Origin of the sequence: Pontixanthobacter luteolus (assembly GCF_009828095.1) — a bacterium.
Taxonomy (GTDB): Bacteria; Pseudomonadota; Alphaproteobacteria; order Sphingomonadales; family Sphingomonadaceae; genus Pontixanthobacter; species Pontixanthobacter luteolus.
On sequence record NZ_WTYP01000002.1, the window covers coordinates 444,586 to 465,497 of the forward strand.

At 59.5% G+C, this 20,912-nt stretch carries 23 protein-coding genes; 8 read left to right on the forward strand and 15 right to left on the reverse strand.

Translation table 11 applies throughout. The annotated features are described in order from the left end of the window. Positions 1–10 precede the first annotated feature (10 nt). The 7 genes from GRI43_RS10625 to GRI43_RS10655 form a co-directional block, all read right to left on the reverse strand. Positions 11–496 (reverse strand): DUF559 domain-containing protein, encoded by a 486-nt coding sequence (locus GRI43_RS10625; RefSeq protein ID WP_160731090.1) that lies wholly within the window; start codon positions 494–496, stop codon positions 11–13. After that, entirely contained in the window at positions 493–843 is a 351-nt protein-coding gene (locus tag GRI43_RS10630) for a hypothetical protein (RefSeq protein ID WP_160731091.1), read from the reverse strand. The genes GRI43_RS10625 and GRI43_RS10630 overlap by 4 nt, the downstream gene beginning before the upstream one ends. Beyond that, positions 840–2,381, reverse strand: a complete 1,542-nt coding sequence (gene sufB / locus GRI43_RS10635; RefSeq protein ID WP_160731092.1) for a Fe-S cluster assembly protein SufB — start codon at positions 2,379–2,381, stop codon at positions 840–842. The genes GRI43_RS10630 and sufB overlap by 4 nt, the downstream gene beginning before the upstream one ends. Continuing rightward, on the reverse strand, positions 2,378–2,803 hold the full coding sequence (locus tag GRI43_RS10640; protein WP_160731093.1) for an SUF system Fe-S cluster assembly regulator: 426 nt from the start codon (positions 2,801–2,803) through the stop codon (positions 2,378–2,380). Before GRI43_RS10640 ends, sufB begins: the two co-directional genes overlap by 4 nt. A gap of 108 nt (positions 2,804–2,911) precedes the next feature. Next, positions 2,912–3,781 carry a helix-turn-helix domain-containing protein gene (locus GRI43_RS10645; protein ID WP_160731094.1) on the reverse strand — a complete coding sequence of 290 codons (870 nt, stop codon included), beginning with the start codon at positions 3,779–3,781 and terminating at the stop codon, positions 2,912–2,914. A gap of 229 nt (positions 3,782–4,010) precedes the next feature. Then, entirely contained in the window at positions 4,011–4,943 is a 933-nt protein-coding gene (locus tag GRI43_RS10650) for a helix-turn-helix domain-containing protein (protein ID WP_160731095.1), read from the reverse strand. Next, the gene (locus GRI43_RS10655; protein WP_160731096.1) at positions 4,940–6,754 is read right to left on the reverse strand and encodes a DUF885 domain-containing protein; all 1,815 of its coding nucleotides are present in this window, start codon (positions 6,752–6,754) and stop codon (positions 4,940–4,942) included. The genes GRI43_RS10650 and GRI43_RS10655 overlap by 4 nt, the downstream gene beginning before the upstream one ends. A 346-nt stretch (positions 6,755–7,100) precedes the next feature. Between GRI43_RS10655 and GRI43_RS10660 the strand changes: the two genes are divergently transcribed. The 3 genes from GRI43_RS10660 (at position 7,101) to GRI43_RS10670 (ending at position 11,811) form a co-directional block, all read left to right on the forward strand. Next, on the forward strand, positions 7,101–8,144 hold the full coding sequence (locus GRI43_RS10660) for a quinone-dependent dihydroorotate dehydrogenase (protein ID WP_160731097.1): 1,044 nt from the start codon (positions 7,101–7,103) through the stop codon (positions 8,142–8,144). Between the two features lie 10 nt (positions 8,145–8,154). Then, positions 8,155–9,906 carry a gamma-glutamyltransferase gene (gene ggt, locus GRI43_RS10665; RefSeq protein ID WP_235903728.1) on the forward strand — a complete coding sequence of 584 codons (1,752 nt, stop codon included), beginning with the start codon at positions 8,155–8,157 and terminating at the stop codon, positions 9,904–9,906. A gap of 99 nt (positions 9,907–10,005) precedes the next feature. Then, positions 10,006–11,811, forward strand: a complete 1,806-nt coding sequence (locus GRI43_RS10670; protein WP_160731098.1) for an AMP-dependent synthetase/ligase — start codon at positions 10,006–10,008, stop codon at positions 11,809–11,811. Here the strand turns inward: GRI43_RS10670 and GRI43_RS10675 are convergent. The 4 genes from GRI43_RS10675 to GRI43_RS10690 form a co-directional block, all read right to left on the reverse strand. Beyond that, positions 11,808–12,284, reverse strand: coding sequence for a hypothetical protein (locus GRI43_RS10675; protein ID WP_160731099.1), 477 nt, complete (start codon positions 12,282–12,284; stop codon positions 11,808–11,810). The two genes, GRI43_RS10670 and GRI43_RS10675, sit on opposite strands and share 4 nt — an antisense overlap. Positions 12,285–12,294: 10 nt before the next feature. Continuing rightward, on the reverse strand, positions 12,295–12,822 hold the full coding sequence (locus tag GRI43_RS10680; RefSeq protein ID WP_160731100.1) for a hypothetical protein: 528 nt from the start codon (positions 12,820–12,822) through the stop codon (positions 12,295–12,297). A 96-nt stretch (positions 12,823–12,918) separates the two neighbouring features. Beyond that, positions 12,919–13,911 (reverse strand): sulfur carrier protein ThiS, encoded by a 993-nt coding sequence (gene thiS / locus GRI43_RS10685; protein WP_160731101.1) that lies wholly within the window; start codon positions 13,909–13,911, stop codon positions 12,919–12,921. Between the two features lie 16 nt (positions 13,912–13,927). Next, on the reverse strand, positions 13,928–14,299 hold the full coding sequence (locus tag GRI43_RS10690) for a MerC domain-containing protein (RefSeq protein WP_160731102.1): 372 nt from the start codon (positions 14,297–14,299) through the stop codon (positions 13,928–13,930). A 116-nt stretch (positions 14,300–14,415) separates the two neighbouring features. Here GRI43_RS10690 and GRI43_RS10695 point away from each other — a divergent pair, with 116 nt between their 5' ends. The 4 genes from GRI43_RS10695 (at position 14,416) to rpsI (ending at position 17,012) form a co-directional block, all read left to right on the forward strand. Beyond that, the gene (locus GRI43_RS10695; protein ID WP_160731103.1) at positions 14,416–15,477 is read left to right on the forward strand and encodes a COX15/CtaA family protein; all 1,062 of its coding nucleotides are present in this window, start codon (positions 14,416–14,418) and stop codon (positions 15,475–15,477) included. Between the two features lie 9 nt (positions 15,478–15,486). Further along, positions 15,487–15,804, forward strand: a complete 318-nt coding sequence (gene cutA, locus GRI43_RS10700) for a divalent cation tolerance protein CutA (RefSeq protein WP_160731104.1) — start codon at positions 15,487–15,489, stop codon at positions 15,802–15,804. A gap of 204 nt (positions 15,805–16,008) precedes the next feature. After that, positions 16,009–16,488 carry a 50S ribosomal protein L13 gene (gene rplM, locus GRI43_RS10705; protein WP_160731105.1) on the forward strand — a complete coding sequence of 160 codons (480 nt, stop codon included), beginning with the start codon at positions 16,009–16,011 and terminating at the stop codon, positions 16,486–16,488. Next, positions 16,488–17,012 carry a 30S ribosomal protein S9 gene (gene rpsI, locus GRI43_RS10710; protein WP_160731106.1) on the forward strand — a complete coding sequence of 175 codons (525 nt, stop codon included), beginning with the start codon at positions 16,488–16,490 and terminating at the stop codon, positions 17,010–17,012. The genes rplM and rpsI overlap by 1 nt, the downstream gene beginning before the upstream one ends. Before the next feature lie 129 nt (positions 17,013–17,141). On the opposite strand, the gene GRI43_RS10715 is transcribed toward rpsI, so the two are convergent. Beyond that, positions 17,142–17,891: a metallophosphoesterase family protein gene (locus tag GRI43_RS10715; RefSeq protein ID WP_160731107.1), complete on the reverse strand. Its 750-nt coding sequence runs from the start codon at positions 17,889–17,891 to the stop codon at positions 17,142–17,144. 53 nt (positions 17,892–17,944) lie between these two features. Beyond that, positions 17,945–18,211, reverse strand: a complete 267-nt coding sequence (locus tag GRI43_RS10720; RefSeq protein WP_160731108.1) for a hypothetical protein — start codon at positions 18,209–18,211, stop codon at positions 17,945–17,947. 207 nt (positions 18,212–18,418) lie between these two features. Here GRI43_RS10720 and GRI43_RS10725 point away from each other — a divergent pair, with 207 nt between their 5' ends. Further along, positions 18,419–18,712 (forward strand): UrcA family protein, encoded by a 294-nt coding sequence (locus GRI43_RS10725; RefSeq protein ID WP_160731109.1) that lies wholly within the window; start codon positions 18,419–18,421, stop codon positions 18,710–18,712. Between the two features lie 206 nt (positions 18,713–18,918). On the opposite strand, the gene GRI43_RS10730 is transcribed toward GRI43_RS10725, so the two are convergent. Then, a complete protein-coding gene (locus GRI43_RS10730) occupies positions 18,919–19,659 on the reverse strand; it encodes a LytR/AlgR family response regulator transcription factor (RefSeq protein WP_160731110.1) in 741 nt (246 codons plus the stop codon). Next, positions 19,656–20,876: a sensor histidine kinase gene (locus GRI43_RS10735; RefSeq protein WP_160731111.1), complete on the reverse strand. Its 1,221-nt coding sequence runs from the start codon at positions 20,874–20,876 to the stop codon at positions 19,656–19,658. The genes GRI43_RS10730 and GRI43_RS10735 overlap by 4 nt, the downstream gene beginning before the upstream one ends. Positions 20,877–20,912 lie beyond the last annotated feature (36 nt).

Genomic DNA, 20,912 nt, shown 5'->3' on the forward strand with positions numbered 1-20,912 from the left:
TTCGCCGCGCTCAGTACCGGCTGCGGTGGTGTAGGCCGTCGTCGCGGCGTTTGGGTGCGCGCCCCGGCTTCTCGAAGGGCTGGTTCAACTCTTCCAGGATCGCTTCCTTGATCGGTTCGAGATCGCCCATCACCTCTTCCGCTGTGAAGCGCATGATGCGCACGCCGACTTCTTTCAGTTTGCGGTCGGACAGTTCCTCGATGGTTTTCTCCGCCTCCGTCTCGCCAGAGATTTCGACCACCAGCCAGCGGGTCTTGCAGGCAAAATCGACCACGGACGAGCCCATCACCACTTCGCGCTGGAAGCTGAAATTGCCAACGCCCTTTTTGTCCAGCAGGCTCCACATGCGCTTGTGCGCCTCGCTCGGGTGCCGTTTGTTGAAACGCGCACGGTCATGCAATTTGTCCTTGCGCGCTTCAGATACATTCCAGCTGGCGGTCTTGTCGGACTTGGCTGCATCGGACGTGCCGAGGGAGAGTTTCTTACGTTCGGTCATTTCTTCTCAACCTGAAAGGCGCCCTCTGAGATCGTCTCTTTGGATCCGTTAAAACAATAGGCGTACCAGACAATATCTTCGCTTGTTGATGTGTCGGAAACCCCTGCGAGTTCAACTCCGTCGCACGAAGGGCGATCCGCAATCAGAGCCAACGCAGAGTCGGCTTTTGTATTTGCCCTGCCGAATGCAATTGGCCCTATCCGTTGGTACATTTCAGGAAAACCTTGTTGCTCAATCGGCAAGAATGCGTCTGAGGCGTTCTCCTTCTTTGCGTCTGGTGCGTCCATGCAGGCTTGCAAACCGAACATCGAGAATGTCAAAGCCGCTAAGTTCAAAGCTCTGGTCACCCGACGCTCCCTTCGAGCGAGATTGCCAGAAGCTTCTGCGCTTCGACCGCAAACTCCATTGGCAGTTCCTTGAGCACTTCCTTGGCAAAGCCGTTGACGATCAGCGCCACGGCTTCTTCTTCGCCCAGTCCGCGCTGCATGGCGTAGAACAGCTGATCATCGCTGATCTTGCTGGTGGTGGCTTCGTGTTCGATCTGCGCGGTCGGGTTCTTGACCTCGATATAGGGGACCGTGTGCGCGCCGCATTTGTCACCCAGCAGCAAACTGTCGCACTGGGTGAAATTGCGGACATTGTCTGCATTGGCGCCCACGCGGACGAGCCCGCGATAGGTGTTGTCCGATTTGCCCGCAGAGATGCCTTTGGAAATGATCGTGCTGCGGCTGCCCTTGCCGTTATGGATCATCTTGGTGCCGGTATCGGCCTGCTGGTAATTGTTGGTCACCGCGACCGAGTAGAACTCGCCCACGCTGTCTTCGCCGTTGAGCACACAGGAGGGGTATTTCCACGTCACCGCGCTGCCGGTTTCCACCTGGGTCCAGCTGACCTTGCTGCGGGCACCCTGACACAGAGCGCGCTTGGTCACGAAGTTGTAGATCCCGCCCTTGCCCTCCGCATCGCCGGGATACCAGTTCTGGACGGTCGAATATTTGATTTCGGCATCGTCCATCGCAACCAGTTCGACCACGGCGGCGTGAAGCTGGTTTTCATCGCGCATTGGCGCGGTGCAGCCTTCAAGGTAAGATACGTAACTGCCTTTTTCGGCGACGATCAGCGTACGTTCGAACTGTCCGGTATTCTCCGCGTTGATGCGGAAATAGGTGGAAAGCTCCATCGGGCAGCGCACCCCCTCGGGGATGTAAACAAAGGTACCATCCGAAAAGACTGCGCAATTGAGAGTGGCGAAGTAATTGTCGCGCTGCGGCACGACCTTGCCGAGCCATTTCCTCACCAGATCGGGATATTCGCGAATTGCCTCTGAAATACTGCGGAAAATGACCCCGGCAGCTTCCAGCTCCTTGCGGAATGTGGTTGCGACGCTGACGCTGTCGAACACTGCGTCGACCGCGACCTTGCGCGCGCCTTCGACCCCGGCGAGCACTTCCTGCTCTGCCAGCGGAATGCCCAGCTTGTCGTAAACGCGCTTGATCTCCGGATCGAGCTCGTCGAGCGATTCCAGCTTCGGCTTCAGCTTCGGCTCGGCGTAGTAATACGCATCCTGGTAGTCGATCTTGGGATAGCCGAGCTTTGCCCAGTCCGGTTCTTCCATGTCCTGCCACAGGCGGAACGCCTTCAGCCGCCAGTCGAGCATCCACTCGGGCTCTTCCTTCTTGGCGCTGATGAACCGGACGGTGTCTTCATTCAGTCCCTTGGGGGCGAAATCCTGTTCGATGTCGCTAGACCAGCCGTGTTCGTAATCGGCCGCTTTCGCAGCCGCATCGCGCGCGGCCTTATCCTGAATTTCCGCGTCCTGAATGTCAGCCGTGTCGATGCGTCCATCTTTTTGCTGATCGCCGGTAAGTGTCGATTGCTCGTTCATGCGAGTTCCCGCTGGTTGTCTGTTTGTGCAAGCTGCGTCAGGCGGATATCCGCCAGCGCGCCGCGCAAAGCCTGGTTCACGATCGGCCAATGTGGCCGCACCGCGCAGTTTTGTTCCAATCCGCAATCATGCGCCCCGCTGTCGACGCATGCGGTCAGAGCGATGGGGCCTTCGATTGCCTCCACGATATCGGCGAGCGTGATGGCCGCCGCGGGCCGGGCAAGTTGCAGCCCGCCCTTTGCACCCCGAACCGAGCGCAGCAGTCCTGCTGCGGTAAGCTTGCTGACCACTTTCTGCACTGTTGGGGCCGGCAGCTGGATTTCTTGCGCCAGTTCGGCCGCCGACACGCGCCCGCCGCCGCAATGGCGTGCGGCTGCCGTCATCGTGACGACGGCGTAATCTGCAAGATTCGATAGGCGCATTTGCTCAAAAACTCTAATTCGGACTGATTCGTTCCGATTTGCAGCTAGGGGCGCAAAAGCGGTTCTTCAAGAGCAAAGCCCTTGTTGCGAGTCGTTAGCAATCGAGGGCTATTTTACAGCGTCGAACAGGTTGAGCCGGTTGAAGTTCTTCATCTGCAACATCGTGTGCAGGATCGGATCAGTCGGACCCCCCAGCCGCGTGGGCGTATGCCCGCAACATCGCCGAATTTCGCGCACCATGTGCGGCTGGTCGAAAAATGCCTCTGCTATAATCGCTTCGGCATGGCCGCTGAGATCCGGCTGTGCAAGCAGCGCCGACGCCCGGATAGCGCGGTATTTCCGGGCCAGTGCAGCAGGCGGCAGGCCGAAATACCGTTCCACCAGCCGTTCGGTCTGGCGGCGCGAATAGGAAATGCTGCCAAAGAGCAGGTCGACATCGGGATTGAGAGAATTGCCCAGCCATCCAAGCGTTTTCTCGATCAGCTCTTCATGCCGCGGGGGCACCGGCTTGAGCCGCGGGGTCATCCAGTTGAGCAGTCTGTCGCAGCCCTCCCGCCCATCGATATCTCCGGCTCTGTAAGCGGCGTTGGTTTGCTCCGCGAAATCTGACCATTCCGGCCCAAGTATTTCTTGCGGAGGAAAGAAGCGGTCGATGTACTCGTTCGCGGGCTTGCCCGTCAGTGACGCCCAGCCCAGCGGGGACAGGGAGGCACCAATCGCGTGCCACGGGCCATTGACGGTATACGGAGCCGCCACGGAAAATCCGCTGAGCATGTGCGAACCGCCAGTTACTGGGTGTTCTACACCGTCAAATTCGATGGCCCCCTCGCCCCGTGCAAACAAGGCCAATTGCCCCAATGCGCCAGGTTGTTTGTCAACGATGACCGGTTCGTCACAGGCGAAATGGAACAGTGCCAGCACATGGCGCTGCAATTCCTTGGGCGGATCAACATATTCGAGAGAAAAACGGAGCGGCATGTCTAGATGATTGCGACCCATCCAGTGTCATGCCGCCCCGAACATGGCGCAGCGAACACCCGAAGGTTTTCTCGCGCATGTCTGTTGGGAATATGCGTAGACACCTTTGCCCCATCTCCATTGTACCAGAGCGACATCGATAGCCCTTATCCCGCACTATGGCGGCGCACAAGCAGTACGAGCAGTCTATTCTTGAGAACAACCTCAACCGATATGAAAGGGCCTCAATTTATTCGGCCGAGATCTCATTTGACCGGGCGACTTCATCGAATAGCGGCGCTTTGTTGTATCCCTCCGGCCCAAGTGTCTTCGCACTGACTGTGCCTTCGGCATCGCTGAGCAAACGCGGCGTTTTGCCTGTGAAGTGACGGATTTCCCTGATCAGATGCGCCTGATCATAGAAACCTTCCATTACCTCCGCTTCAATTTCAGGAGACAGTGACGGTAGAGTCATCAACGTGGCTGACCGTATCGCCCGGTACCGCCTGATGAGGCGCGACAGAGGGCGGCCGAAGAACTGCTTGGTAAGCCGCTGGACCTGGCGCTGCGACAGCGAAGTATGCACCATGAAATCTGCAGGCTGAGGATTAAAGTTCTCCGTCAGCCAGGCCTGCATCACATCAATGAATTCGGCGTGGGCAGCGGGCAGCGGCCGCAGCGCCGATACCAATACCTCGCCCAATTTTGCGCAAGCGGCCGCCGGGTCCATCATGCCGTCGGAAAGCCCGGAAGAAATCGCGTCGAGCCGGGCCACCACATCCGGCGGCAGAGCATCCTTTGCGGGGACCACCCGGTTGCCCCACTCGTCCATCGGCAAACCGGTCAGCGCGGCCCAACCGTGGATTTTGAGTGACGCGCCGACCAATTCCATCGGGCCATCAATGCGAAAGGGGGCTGCCTGATCAAGCTGGGTAACAAAAAACGCCGGCGATGACTGCGCTACGCGGCCATCGGCGAATCGCAATTGCCCGCTGCCTTTCGTCACCAGCATCAATTGGGGCGAATAGGCAGGCATGATATCTTCGATCACGCTCTCATCGCTGGCGAACGAGTAGAGCGTGTTCAAATAGCCTGCCAGACATTCGGGCCCCGCCAAGAACGAGAAATCGAAGCTGGATTTTTCCGGTTTGCGAGCCGTCCCTCGCTCAGCATCCCGGTTCACTGCTGTGCAGCTATCCAGCTCTCGACATTCTCTTCCATGATGGAGAGAGGCACAGGGCCGCTCTTCAGGATCGTATCGTGGAAGCCGCGAATATCGAATTTCTCGCCCAGCTCGGTCCGCGCCCGTTGGCGCAGTTCCATGATTTTCAGCTTGCCGATCATGTATGCCGTCGCCTGACCGGGATAGACCACGTAACGCTCGATCGCCTTACGGATGTCACCATCAGGATTGGGGGTGTTCTCGGTCAGATAGGCAATCGCTTCTTCGCGGCTCCAGCGTTTGTGATGGATGCCGGTATCCACAACCAGTCGACAGGCTCTCCACAGTTCCATCCCCAGGCGGCCGAAATCGGAATAGGGATCGGTATAGAAGCCCATGTCCTTGCCCAGCTCTTCCGAATAGAGTCCCCACCCTTCGGAATAGGCGGTTACCCCACCGAACCGCCGGAACGGAGGCACATCGCCGAGCTGGGTCTGAATCGACAATTGCAGGTGATGCCCTGGCAAACCTTCGTGATAGGCCAGCGCTTCAAGCTCGTTTTTCGACATGTCGCGCAGGTTGTAGAGGTTCACATAATAGGTGCCCGGGCGCGATCCATCGGGTGCGGGGCGTTGGTAAAACGCCTTGCCCGCGCTCTTTTCACGAAATGCCTCGACCGGTTTGATCACCAGCGGATCGGTGGGGAGCACGCCGAACCATTGCGGCAGAGCTTTCTCCATTTTTGCGATCGCGGCCTGCGCGTCCGCCAGATATTCTTCGCGCGTTTCGTAGAAGAACTGGTCGCCATTGCGGGTGTATTCGAAAAATTCCTGCAACGTTCCTTCGAAACCGACCTGCTTCATGATCCCCCGCATTTCGCCATGGATCCGGTCCACTTCGCGCAGTCCGATGTCATGGATTTCGTCGGCTGTGAGATCGGTGGTCGTGTAATTCGCGAGCAGTGCCTTGTAGTAGTCGGCACCGTCGGCAAACCTCCAGATACCGTCATCTGTCGGGGCGATGGCCTGCTGACGCTTCATTTCAGCCAGAAGCCGCTCGTACGCAGGCTGCGCCGAACCAGACCATGCCGCCTGTGCCTGCGCTTCGAAATCGCCTGCGTCGGCAGCGGTCAGTTCAATTGCCGATACTTTCTTGGAGAAGTCTTCCAGGATTGGATTGGCGTCGCCCGAATTGAGCAGGTTCTCGATGTCTGAAATCACGTAGGGATAGACCCAATCAGGCGGCATCACGCCCGCATCGGCGCGTTCACGAGATTCTGCTGTCAGCTGGTCCAGTGCCGGGCCAAGCTTCTCGATGCGCGACACATATGCGGCTGCATCGCCAGCATCGGTGACCCTGTGGATGTTGATCAGAAAGGCCGGCAGCTGGCTTTGCGCGCCATTCATCTGGTCAAAGACGTAGCCGTTCTTGCGATATTCGAACCGGTCCGCGCTGCGCTGGGCCATCGCATCGAACAGGCGGTAAGAAAGTGCATCCTGCGCATCGAGCGCGGAAAGGTCGTATTCGGCGCGCATGGCCGCAGCGGTCGATTGCAGCAATTCCTGATCAGCGACCGACGAGGCATCGCTGAAATCACCCCAATCGTCATAATCCTCATCACGTATCCCGCGATAGGCTTTCGACAAGGGCGACAGCGCCAATTGCTGCGCATCATAGTTTTCGAACAGCGTCCCGAGATCCTGGACTTCGGCAGCCGCGGCAGCTCCCATCGGTGCCGCCTGCGCCGAAACCGGTTCCTGATAGGCCGCCGAACAGCCAGCCAGCGCGAACGCTGGCAGGATACCGAATGCGATGATTGATTTGCGCGACATGATGTTCTCCTCAAAGCTTTTGACGCACTCCTAGGGGCCAAAAGGCGGGTTTGGCCAGAGGGTTCGTTGACATTGCAGACGCGCTGAAAGGACGAACGAAAAAAAAGGGACGGCCCCGTTTCCGGAAACCGTCCCTAAAGTCGAGGAACTCAAATGCATTACTGCCAGAGCCCTTCGGGTCGCAGGAGTGGTAATACGCATGGCTGCATGATTCGCATTGTATGGAAGCGACAGAATCGACCCCCAAGCGAAAAAACTAGCGAATTCAACGGTAATACAACTGCAACATTTGACAGAATTCGTGCGGCATCGACATGGGAACGCTCTCTTGCCATAGCGACTCGCAATGCTGTTTCACCTGCTCAAGCCCGCCATATTCACCCTCGATCCGGAAAAGGCTCACCGCCTGACGGTTGCCGGACTGCGCGCCATGCCTGCCGGGCCAAAGCCTGTGCCAGGCCGGCTGTCGGTCAATGTTGCCGGGATCGAATTCCCCAACCCTGTCGGAATGGCCGCCGGTTTTGACAAGGATGCGGAGGTTCCAGATGCGCTGCTGGGTCTCGGATTCGGATTTACCGAAGTTGGCTCAATCACGCCGCGCCCGCAGGAAGGAAACCCGAAGCCGCGGCTTTTCCGGCTGGTGGAAGACCGCGCGGTCATCAATCGCATGGGATTCAACAATGGCGGGGCCCAAAGCGCGGCCGAACGGCTGAAAAGCCGCCGGACGAAAGGCGGCATCGTCGGCATCAATATCGGTGCGAACAAGGATTCTTCCGACCGGATTGCCGATTACGCGCACATGACGCGGATCATGGCTCCTCTGGCGAGCTATCTGGCGGTGAACATTTCCAGCCCCAATACGCCGGGACTGCGCGCCTTGCAGGATGAAGGGGCGCTGATCGAATTGCTGGATTCGGTAATCGAGGCGCGCGCAGGCGTCTGCCCTGAGAACGCCCCGCCAATCTTCCTGAAAGTTGCACCCGATCTCACACCCACCGATGTCGATGCAATCACCCGGATCGCACTCGACAAGAACCTTGGTGCGCTGATCGTTTCCAACACCACGATTTCGCGCCCGTCTTCGCTCCGATCACATCAGTCTGCGGAAACAGGCGGACTTTCGGGTGCGCCGCTTCGCGCCTTGGCGCTCCAGCGTGTGCGCGATTTCCGGACCGCGACCGGCGGTGCAGTTCCGCTTGTCGGGGTCGGCGGCATAGGCAGCGCCGACGATGCGTGGGAACGTATCCGGGCCGGGGCCAGTCTGGTGCAGTTCTACAGCGCAATGGTCTATCAAGGCCCGGGCCTCGCCAGGAAGATCACCCGCGGGCTGGAGCGTTTGATGAAACGCGATGGCTTCTCGGCCATTGCCGAGGCTGTCGGAACAGAATAGCGCTGCTGGAATGAAAACGTTGAAGAACGCATCGCGGATGGCGGCCCTGTTCCTGACCGGTACGCTGCTGAGCGCCTGTACCGCTGTACAAACCGGCCAGACCGCAGTTGAAAGTGCTGCCCCAGCTGCCCCTCAAATTCTAGCCCAGGGCGCCGTGAGCGCAGCCGATCCGCGCGCGCAGGCCGCTGGTGAAGCTATGCTGGCACAGGGCGGAACGGCGACCGATGCCGCGATTGCCACTATGCTGGCGCTCAGCGTGGTCGAACCGCAAAGTTCCGGCATTGGCGGTGGCGGTTTCATGATCCGCGGTACCAGCGATGGCGAGGTCATGAGTTTCGACGGCCGCGAAACCGCCCCGGCGGGCGCAGTGCCGGAATGGTTCATGGACGAGAACGGTGAACTGCTGAGTTACCGCGAGTCTGTGCTTAGCGGGCTGAGCATCGGCGTGCCGGGCAATATTGCCATGGCTGCAAAGGCGCATGGCCAGCACGGAAAGCTGGCATGGTCCGCGCTGTTCGAACCGGCGATCAAACTGGCCGGTGAAGGTTTCGTCATGAACCGCCGGCTCAACGCCTCGCTCGACGGTTCGCTGGAACGCGCCGGCCGCTCGCCGGAAGCTCGCGCGCTGTTTTTCGATGCGCAGGGCAATCCGAAGCCGGTCGGAACGCTGATCAGAAACCCCGAAATGGCAAAGACCCTTCGGGCCATCGCGGCTGAAGGACCGGAGGCGTTCTATGGTGCAGACGCAGCAGAGAAGCTCGCACAGACGGTGAAGGTAGACACACCGCGCTCCGGCGCGATGACCCGCGACGACGTCATGGGTTATGAAAGCAAGGCGCGCACCGCAGTCTGCGGAATGTACCGTGAATACCGGATCTGCGGAATGGGCCCGCCATCATCGGGCGGCGTTGCCGTGCTGCAGATCCTCGGCCAGCTGGAGCGCTTCGACCTTTCTGCGCTCGGCCCGGACAGTGCAGTGACATGGCACCTGTTTCTCGAATCCCAGCGCCTCGCCTATGCTGACCGCGAATTGTACCTCGCCGATAGCGATTTCGTCAGTGTCCCCGTGAACGGGCTGCTGGATGCGGACTATATTGCCGGGCGCAGCGCGCTGATCTCTGCCGATAAGGCGATGGACAGCGCCGCGCCGGGAACTCCGCCAGGCTTCACAGCTGCCCGCGCCGATGGGGATGAACCAACCGAAAACGGCACCTCGCATCTGGCCGCGATCGACAGCGCCGGCACCATGGTCAGCTATACCTCCACGGTAGAGGGGCCATTTGGTTCGGGCCTGTTCCACGGCGGTTTCTATCTCAACAACGAATTGACCGATTTCAGCCGCTCGCCAATGGTGGACGGCAAGCCGGTGGCCAACCGCGTCGAAGGTGGCAAGCGTCCGCGCAGTTCAATGGCGCCAAGTGTGATTTACGACCCGCAGGGTAGGCCAATGGCCGCAATCGGTGCCGCCGGCGGATCGACCATTCCAGTGCAAACCGCGCGCGCCATCATCGGCATAATTGACTTCGGGCTGGAGCTGGAGGATGCACTCGGGCTGCCGCTGCTGATGGCTTACGGCGACAATGTTCTGATCGAGGAAGGCACCTGGTTTGAAACCCGCGTGGACGAATTCAAGGCGCTGGGGCACGCCAAGATCGGCGCGCGCAAGCCGCCGCTTAAGGCTGGCGGGATTCTTTGGAACGATGGGAACTGGGTTTCGGCCCGCGACCCGCGTTTGAACGGGATGCTGGAAACCACGCCTTGAATGCGGCGCGGGTTGCCGCGATGCGATTGGCAGCCTAAATCGAAAAAACCGGTTTCAACGCACAAGAATGCGGAAACTTTATTGGGTGAGGAGCGCATTTTGCAGCTAGCCGACGTGGATACGGCCAATAGTCTGGTCGAACTTTTCTTCAGCCGCGCAGACGAGAAAGGCGAGCTGCCTTTCCTCGGCGCGAAGCGTGACGGGGAATGGCGAACGATAAGCTGGCGCGAAGCCGCTGAACGGGTCAGCCTGCTGGCCGAAAGCCTCCGCCGGATCGGTATGAAGGACGGCGACCGGGTCATGCTGGTGTCAGAGAACCGCCCCGAATGGTGCATCGCTGATCTGGCGATCATGGCCGCGGGATGCATCACCGTGCCTGCCTACACCACCAATACCGAACGCGACCATGTTCATATCCTCGACAATTCGGGCGCACGGGCAGTGTTCGTTTCGACGGAAAAACTGCTTAAGCCGCTGCACCCTGCACTGCTTGCGTCGGGCGTCGCCGAACACGTTATCGGGATTGAGGACCTGCACCGCCACCAGTCGGGCAGCTTCGATTATCACGACTGGGATGCAATGCTGCAAGGCGACCCCGCCGAAGCGCGCGCCGCAGTCGAGAAACGATTGGAAGGCATCAGGCGAGATACGACCGCCTGCATCATTTATACCAGCGGCACCGGCGGCGCACCGCGCGGCGTGTTGCAGCACCACGGTGCGATTTTGTGCAATGCAGCGGGCGCGGCGGATATCCTCGCAACCGATTTCGGCCTGGACGAGGAAGAACGCTTCCTCAGCTTCCTGCCCCTCAGCCATGCCTATGAGCACACCGGCGGGCAGTATTTGCCGATCGCTGTCGGCGCGCAGATTTATTATTCCGAAGGGCTGGAGAAACTCGCCAGCAATATTGAGGAAACCCGGCCGACAATCATGGTCGTGGTCCCGCGCCTGTTCGAAGTGCTGCGCACGCGGATCATGAAGCAGATCGAAAAGCAGGGCAAAGCCGCCAATTTCATGATGGACCGCGCCCTTTCCATTGGCGAACACAAGGCCAGCGGGAAAATGCGCCTGCGCGACAGGCCGATGAATTTCGTCCTCGAGAAAGCACTACGCCCCAAGATCCGCCAGAAATTCGGCGGCAGGGTAAAAGCGATGGTATCGGGCGGCGCGCCGCTGAACCCCGATGTCGGGATTTTTTTCGAAGCGATGGGGCTGACCATGCTGCAGGGCTACGGCCAGACAGAGGCTGGCCCGGTTATCAGCTGCAACCGTCCCGCCGCCGGGATCGCGATGGACACCGTCGGCCCGCCGATGAAGGGCGTGGAAGTCAAGATTGCCGATGACGGCGAGATTCTGGTTCGCGGCGAACTGGTGATGCACGGTTATTGGCAGAACGACGGCGAAACCGCGCGCGCAATCCAGAATGGCTGGCTGCACACGGGCGATATCGGCCATCTGGATGACAAGGGCCGGATCAAGATTACCGACCGCAAGAAAGACATGATTGTCAACGACAAGGGCGACAATGTCGCGCCGCAAAAGATCGAAGGAATGCTGACACTGCAGCCCGAGATTGCGCAGGCGATGGTGAGCGGTGACAAGCGGCCCTATATCGTCGGGCTGATCGTGCCGGATGCAGAATGGGCGCTGGAATGGGCGCGGGCAAATGACGAAAAGTTCGATCTGGTGCAGTTGCAGCAGCTTCCGGCATTCCGCAGCGCCGTTAGCGACGCGATTGCACGGGTGAACAAGGATTTGTCCGTGGTGGAGAAAGTGCGCCAGTTCACCTTTGCCGACGAAGCGTTCTCGATCGAGAACGAAGAAATGACCCCAAGCATGAAAATCCGCCGCCACAAGATCCGCGAACGGTACCAGGAACAGCTGAACGGGCTGTATCGGGGCTAAGCTACCGCCTTCTTCAACAGCTCCAGCTCCTCGATTAAAGGCGTCCGTTCAGCGCGGAGAGTTTGGAGGAATGCCTCAGTCTGAGCCTTGCTATAAAGCCTGGAATCCTGAACCCGGACACCTTTCTTTATTTGAACAACTTCATTGATCAGCACCCATTCGCCCTCCGGGACCGCGCGAATTGTAAAACATCCGTGCACGAACTCATTACGTTCTCGTTCTCGCAGAGACCAACGATCCAGGCGCGCTGCCAGCTTTTTGCAATTTGGATCGTTGGATTTGCGCAACCAATCTCTGAGGTGTCGTGTTCGGCTCCCGGCTGTATCTGTAAGCTTTATTTGATCGGCACCCTTGATTGAGGAGAAGTGCTCGATCGCTGAAATAACGGCCCGCTCGACCCGTGCAAAATTGTCGAGGCATTGTCCTCGCCAATGGTTCACCTCTGCAATGTTTTTCTGGTTGTCAGTAGTCATGACAACTCAATCAAGCCGCTTCTTTCTCGATAAACTCCGGATAGAAGCTCGGGCGTGCATCGCTCCAACCGGGCGCGGTCGCGGCGGCTTCGCTCAGGGATTGGAGCAACATCTTGCGGCGTTCGGGCCGGATTTGCGGCAGGGCAGCGGCGGCGCAGAACGCTGACGGCAGCCAAGGGCGCGACTCTGCACCCAGCAGGCGTTCGTAGAGAAAGCGGAAGGCGGAAAAGCACCCCAGCCGTTCCTGCGCCAGATCGAATGCGGCAACGCGGGTCAACTTGCCGATGAACCCTTCGATGCTTTCAAAACCGGTTTCGCAAGGGACAGTGTCGCGCAAAATCTTGAGTTCCTGATATGCGACATACTGGCTGCGGATGGCCGCATTTTCCACCGCATCGCGCGCCCACAGCTTGAACGCATCCTGCCGGCCCAGCCCGATATCTAGGCTGCGCCGTATATAGCGCTGCTCTGCCGCGTCGAAGCCCGCAAATTCGCGCATTTCTGCGATGGTGAGCGATGCAGTAGTGGTGGTTGCCATGATCGTGCCCCTCTGTGTTCGAGGATCACAATCACCCAGTATGGTTAATTAATGGTTAGGCCTGAATTGCGGTCACATCCGCAGCGGACAATCGGGTCAGATCAGACCTGCGAGCGGAGAGCTGGGATCGGCATATTTGCGGGTTCCCATGCGGCCGGAAAGGTAGGCGTGACGCCCAGCTTCCACCGCCAGCTTCATCGCGTGCGCCATCCGGATCGGATCCTTCGCCTCTGCAATCGCGGTATTCATGAGCACGCCGTCGCAGCCCAGTTCCATCGCAACCGCTGCGTCGGATGCCGTACCAACCCCGGCGTCGACCAGCACCGGCACGCTTGCGCCTTCCACGATCAGGCGGATCGTGACGCGGTTCTGGATGCCGAGGCCGGAACCGATGGGTGCGCCCAGCGGCATGACCGCAACCGCGCCGGCTTCTTCCAGCTGCTTCGCCGCGATCGGATCGTCGACGCAGTAAACCATCGGCTTGAAACCTTCATTGGCCAGCACTTCGGTGGCTTTGAGCGTTTCACGCATATCGGGGTAGAGAGTGCGCGCCTCGCCGAGCACTTCCAGCTTCACAAGGTCCCAGCCGCCGGCCTCGCGCGCCAACCGCAAGGTGCGGATCGCGTCTTCGGCGGTGAAGCACCCAGCGGTGTTGGGCAGGTAAACGGTTTCCTTCGGGTCGATGTAATCGGTCAGCATTGGAGCCTTGGGGTCCGAAACATTCACCCGGCGCACGGCCACGGTCACGATCTCTGCGCCCGACGCCTTGAGCGCGGCAGCGTTCTGTTCGAAATCCTTGTATTTGCCGGTGCCAACGATCAGCCGCGATTTGAACGTATGGCCAGCGACTTCCCACGTATCATCGCCATCATCCAGGTGATCGCCGCCGCCCACGAAATGGACGATTTCCAGTTGATCGCCATCAGCCAGTGCAACATCGGCGAGAGTGGAACGGGGCGCTATGTCGCCGTTGCGCTCCACCGCGACCTTTGCCGGGTCAAGGTTCAGTTCGCGAACGAGATCGGCGATTGTCGATGCGGTGGTCTGCCGGCTTTCGCCGTTTACGGTCAGGGATTTTGTCTGGCTCATGTTGGCCAGATAGCGTTCAATGCGCAGCGCGCAAGTTGAGTATGTGGCCAATCGACACCAGCGTGACGCCGATAATCGTCAACACCACTTCATGCACGCCGTGCGGTACGGCCAATGCGCCGCCCATGAATGTCAGCCCCATCATCGCGATGACAAAGGGCGCTGCACGGCGATGCTGCAAAGCGCCCCAGCCGATCGCAACCGCCGCGATGATCAGCGCAATGGCCAGTCCGATCCGGTGAATAACCGGCGCGAGCAAGAATTCACCGCCGATGCCAAGGGCGGAAACGATCAGGATGCTGAGCAGACAATGCGCCGCGCACAGTCCCGAAAGGACCACACCGGCGCGATCAAGTCGCGCGCGAATCGATGAAAGTGCGCGTGTCATGTGCAGCCTACTTATGTAACGATGTATCATTCTGCAAGTGGGCATTGCTGCGAATCGCAAGATTGATTGCATGAAATCGACTTGCGAAACCGGCGGTGCGACAGCATTGGGGCAGCATGGAACGAGAAATCGACACGCAAACCTCACCGGAAACGGCCGGGCCTGCACACGGAAATCCGGCGGCGCTGGCGCGGTGGCTGCTGGCGGTTGCAGCAGTGATCGTCGTGATGGTGATCGTAGGGGGCATCACCCGGCTGACCGAATCCGGTCTTTCGATTACCGAATGGAAGCCTGTGACCGGTGCGATCCCGCCTTTGAACGAGGCCCAGTGGCAGGCCGAATTCGACGCATACAAGCAGATCGGTGAATACCAGCAGGTCAGCGGCCCGGCGGGCATGACGCTAGCCGATTACAAGTTCATCTATTTCTGGGAATGGTTCCACCGTTTGCTGGGGCGCTTCATTGGGCTGATCTACGCCCTGCCGCTTGCCTGGTACTGGGTCCGCGGCGCAATTCCCGCTGGTTACAAGCCGCGATTGCTGGCGCTGCTGGCGCTGGGCGCGCTTCAGGGCACATTCGGATGGTACATGGTGCGTTCCGGCCTGTCGGCGGAGATGACCGATGTGAGCCATTTCTGGCTTTCGATTCACCTATTGACTGCCTTGTTTACTTTGGCCGGGCTGATCTGGACCGCGCTTGACCTGCGCAGGCTGGCACAGATACCCGGTGCACGGCCGGCTCGGTTTACCGGGCTAGCACTGATTGTCAGCTTGATCCTGTTTATCCAGCTGCTGCTGGGCGCATGGGTCGCTGGTCTGAATGCAGGGCTGGCATCGGATAGCTGGCCGCTGATGCAAGGCCGGATCATCCCGGAATTCGACCAGAGCAAAGGGCTGTTCTGGGCGGCGACGCACGATCCCTATTTGCTGCATTTCCTGCATCGCTGGTGGGCTTGGATCGCGGTCGCGGCGCTGATCGTGCTGGCCCGCAGGGTTCGCGCGTTCGACCGGCGCGCATCGATCGCAATCCATTCTGCGTTTGGCACGCAGATTATCCTCGGCATCGCAACGGTATGGACCGGGGTTGCCCTGTGGGTGGCGGTTGCCCATCAGGGCGTCGGCGCCTTGCTGGTGGCGGCAACAGCCTGGGGCGCGCATCTGATCGGGCGCAAGGCGTAGGGCCGGACCATGACCGCGCTGATCTGGTCTCCCTTCGCCAACAAGGAACAGGCCGGAGATGCGGCCACCACCTTGCTGCGGGAAAATCTGATCGGCTGCGCGAACATGATGCCCATCGATTCCGTGTTCCAGTGGCAAGGTGAAATCGAACAAGGGCAGGAATGCGGGGCGCTGTTCAAGACCAGCGCCGATCTGCTGGATCAGGCGGTTTGCCGACTGGAAGAAATCCACCCTTATGAAACGCCCGCCATCGCCGGCTGGAAATGCGACAGCGCAGCAGCTGCGACAGCTGCATGGCTCGGGTCCATCGGCCAGCCAGGCGAATAGTGTGCGATCTTTGCGGCAATCTGGCCCTGTGATAACCCGGCTCAAAAGTATGGCGGTATTATTTTACCTCCGCTGTGAGGCGCGGATTTGCTTGACTTCTAGCACGTAAACGAACAAATCGCGCGTTCTTCGCGACCTCCCGCATGTGGATTCGCGGGCAGGCGCTGCGAATTGCAGCTCACAGATTTAGGAACGGAAAAGCCCATGAAGGCTCTCAGCAAAGTCACCCGGTCGGTAAAACCGGCCGAGGTAGAAAAGAAATGGCACATCATCGACGCCGACGGCCTGGTCGTTGGCCGTCTTGCTGCCATCGTCGCCAACCTCCTGCGCGGCAAGCACAAGCCCATCTACACACCCCACGTCGATTGCGGTGACCACGTCATCATCATCAACGCTGGCAAGGTGAAGTTCACCGGCAACAAGATGACCGGCAAGATCTATTACAAGCACACCGGCCACCCCGGCGGCATCAAGGAAACGACCCCGGCCAAGGTGCTGGAAGGCCGCTTCCCTGAGCGCGTGCTTGAGAAGGCAATTCAGCGCATGATCCCGCGCGGCCCGCTTGGCCGTGACCAGATGCGTGCCCTGCACCTCTATGCCGGCACCGAGCACCCGCATGACGGCCAGAAGCCTGAAGTGCTCGACGTTGCCTCGATGAACCGCAAGAACAAGGCTTCCGCATAATGGCTGACGAAAAGAACACCGTCTCCGATCTCGCCGATCTGAAAGACATCGCTGCTGACGCACCTGCTGCGGACGCTTCCACCGCTGAAAACGTGGTTGTCGAAACCATGCCGCTTCGCGAGCAGGAAATCGACGATCAGGGCCGCGCCTATGCAACCGGCCGCCGTAAAGACGCGACCGCTCGTGTCTGGCTGAAGCCCGGCACCGGCAAGATCACCGTCAACGGCAAGGACCAGGAAGTGTATTTCGCACGTCCGACCCTGCGCCTGGTGATCAACCAGCCTTTCACCATCACCGAGCGTGAAGGCCAGTACGACATCATCGCAACCGTTCGCGGCGGCGGGCTTTCGGGCCAGGCCGGTGCGGTTAAGCACGGTATCAGCCAGGCGCTGACCCGTTACGAGCCGGCACTGCGCAGCACGGTCAAGGCCGCTGGCTTCCTGACCCGCGACAGCCGTGTCGTCGAACGTAAGAAATACGGTAAGGCCAAGGCCCGTCGTAGCTTCCAGTTCTCGAAGCGCTAAAACTTACGCACTTCGCCGAACTATTACGGCACCAAATCACAAGAGGCGGCCTGGAAACGGGCCGCCTTTTTTGTGCGCCGCGCCCTTGGTCCACGCCCGCCTTGGCGTGCGACCAAGCATTCAATCGTTTCAATCGGCTGAGTAGACCCGCTGCTCTATTGCCAGACCTGTGTCAGGGGCAAAACTGATGACATTATAGCCCGGCTCTGCGCCTCGCAGGCGGGTCGACAATGTACCGGCACCGATCATACGCACCGGATGATTTCCAGAAGCACGCTCCATATCGAATGGCACGTGCACGTGACCGGTAAGGATCGCATTCACACCTGCCTGCGAAAGCGCGGCAAAGGCATCGTCGCCGCCGATAGTCGGATTTTTGCGCTCGTCAGGTCCTGGCAGCAGCGGATGATGCGCTGTCAAGATTTTGAACCGCGGATCGCCGCGCAGTCTTTCAAGCTCCGCCAGGGTGGCTGCCAAAGCATCCTTGGTCACGAAGCCGTCGGACCACGGCCATCGCGGCTGCGCGCGTACGGTGGTCTTCAGCGAAACCAGAACCAGATGCTCCAGCTCCAGCACGCCGCCAATCGCGTCGCGCAAGGCGCCGTATCGTTTGTAGGGCTGCGTGAAACGCTCCCACAGGTTGAAATACGGCATGTCGTGGTTGCCGGGTTCGATGACGACCGGCGTGCCTAGCGAACGGAAGAAATTGCGAACTTCTGCAAACTGGCGGTGAGTGGCGCGCTGCGTCAAATCGCCTGTGCAGATCACCGCATCGGGCTTTTCTTCAGCCACCGCACCGGAGAACCACTGGATTGCGGCTTTGTGCTCAACACCGAAATGGAGATCGCTGACGTGAAATAATCGGTGCGGCTTAATCATGGGGTGTCGCAAACAGTGTTTTGAAGCTGGTGCAAGCGATATTTGATCGCCGCCTAGACCCGCCCGCTCAGGATAAGCCAGGCAGAGACACCGTTCAGCCCGGAATACAGGAAATAGGCCCAAGCAATATTGCCCCAGCCATTGCCGGCCAGCAGCATGGCCGCAAGCAGGACCATGAACTCAATCGCTAGCGAAACCTGCCGTCCGCGCCTTGAACGCAGCCAGGGAACCTCGCGGACCAGCGAATTGCGACTCTCGATCGTCGCCTTGTGAAGTGCGAAATTCCCGATGCCGAGAACGAAGATGACGAAAACGGCCATATTGCAATTGTGCGAAATCATTCGTCGGCGCGCAAGAGTTGTTCGTCAGCCACTTCGCGCGATCGGTCCGGACGGCGATACCTCCGTCGAAGTTTCGGCTGCCATTATCGACCCTTTGCTGAACCGGGCGAAAGTCTGGCCTATTCCAACAATTGCGAAGTGCCTTTCACCCCCCTTTTTCGGAAGGCCCGCAACGGAGGAAATATTATGAAACGCCCCCTTATTGCCCTTGCCGCAATCACCACCATGGCCGCAGCCGCCCCTGCGTTTGCAGAAGAAATCCAGGTCAACCACCATGATCTCAACCTGACGACAATCGAAGGCCAGCAGACCCTCGACCGCCGTGTCGACCGCGCTGCCAAACGCGTCTGCGGCTATAACGAACTTCGCTCCGGCAGCCGGTTCGTAACGCCGTCCATGCGCAGCTGCCTCGCCAAGGCGAAGGCCGGCGCCAACAGTCAGGTCGCCGCAATCGTCGATGACAAGCGGCTCGGCGGCTGAACTATCCCATCAGCTGAGCCAGCCCCGCACACCCCTGATACGGTGCGGGGCTCGGGCCCGGGCCGGTCCAGTCCCCCGGCTCGGGCCTTCTTTTATGCGAGGGATTAGCCAAGTTCTGGCGCATCGCTGCGGACACGGATCTTGGGAAATCTGTTACTCTGAAAGCGTTGGTTTGAAACCGGACAGCTGTTCTTCGGTGAGGGCGATCAGCGGCCAGCCATCGCCTTGACCTTGGGCAGGTACGTTCTTCCGATACGCAGCGCCTCCCCATCTTCAAGCTCTACCGACCACACGCCCAGCCCGTCATGGCGCAGCCCTCGAATGGCATCCTTGCGCAGGATCGTGGAACGGTGAATCCGGATGAATTCTGCCGGATCCAACCTTTTCTCCAGGCCGGCAATGGTCTGCAGTAACAGGTAGGTGCGATCACCCACATGCAGCCGGACATAGTCCCGCTCTGCATCGATCTGGCTGACCTGGGACACCTCGATACGCAGCAATTCGCTGCGATGCGGAACCCACAACTCCTCCAGCCACTCGCTGCCTTTCGCGTCGCTTTCGCCGCGGCGTGTCATCGCGCGGTCGATAGCCCGTTCGAGACGATCGGTCGCAACGGGCTTGAGAACGTAATCGACTGCATCAAGATCAAACGCCTCGACTGCAAAATGATCATGTGCGGTCACAAAAATTACCGCTGGCCGCGCGTCCTGCTCAGCCAGTTTCCGGGCAACCGACAGCCCGTCTATCTCCGGCATCGTCATGTCGAGGAGCACCAGATCGGGCTTCAGCGCTTCGATCAGGCGAAGCGCAGCCGATCCGTCATTTGCGGTGCCGACCACCGACAGATCCTTCAGCTTCGCGCAAATCACCTGCATCCGTTCGACCGCCAGCGGTTCGTCATCAACGATCAGTGTGCGTAATGCGGTGTCGGTCTGCTTGTCGGTCATGCGCTCAGCCTCAAGGGGACGCGGATTTCAGTACAATAGCCATCTTCGGTCGGCCCGGCGGTTATGGTCGCTTCTTTGCCGAACCGCGCCTTCAGACGGTCGCGAACATTGGCGAGGCCGATGCCAAAGCCCTGTTCCGCAATGTCATTCGCGCCGGGACCATCATCGCTGACAGTGATCGCCAACCGGCCAAAATCTTCGCGCGCAGCGACGCGAATGGTCACCGGCCGGGTTAGCGGAGCGACAGCATATTTGACCGAGTTTTCGATCAGCGGCTGCAGGATCATGCCTGGAACGCGCGCCTTGGTAAGTTCATCGGGCAAGTCGATTTGCGTGATCAGGCGATCGGGGAAGCGAATCGCCTCGATCTCCAGGTAATGCTGCTGCAAGGCGAACTCGTCAGCCAGATCGACATCCGATGTGGTCTCGTCAGCCAGGCTGTGGCGATAGAAATTCGACAGGGTCTGGATCATTTCCTCTGCCCGGTCAGCCTTGCCGGTCATAACCAGCGCGCTGAGCGAATTAAGCGCGTTGAACAGGAAATGCGGGTTCACCTGGTAGCGCAGCGAACGCAGCTCTGCTTCTTTCGCCTGCCGTCTGAAGTCCGCCTCGCGCCGCTCGGCAACTTTCGTCTGGGCTACGGCAAGCATCGCAAAATAGATCGACGACCATGCCAGCAGCAGGAAATACCGCCCGATGGCGATGTCGACGATCATCCGCCAGCGCTCCCATCCAACCGGCGCTTTGGCTATCAGCACCTCCTGCGCGGGCAAATTTTCTTCTATGGAATCGGCTGCATCGCGGTCCTGAGGGACTTCGATGAAGATATTGCCGGCCTCGTCACGGCGTATCCCGACCCCGCGTTCCTCGGCCATTTTCTTGGCCATCTGTTCCTGCAGCGGGGCGAAGGCGGACTGGTTCACCTGCGCGATAAGGATCGAGGCGGGGAGCGACAGGATCAGCGCCGCAGTGATCTTCATCCACAGTGCGCGCGCGTCGAACAATCGCAGGAACAGCCACAGCACAAATGTGATGCCCAGCCCCGCGATCGTCACAATCCCCCGGCGGCCCAGCGTTTCATACTGGAAGTCTATCCCGACGATTGTGCCGCGCAGCGTCGTGAGCAGGAAATAGGCTGCCCAAAGGACCACCATCGAAATCAGGACGGTCTTGAACGGGACGCGCGCTGGCGTCTTGGAGGTTGAATACGTGGCCATGACTATGACTGTGCTTTAGCGCGCCGCAGGCAAAAG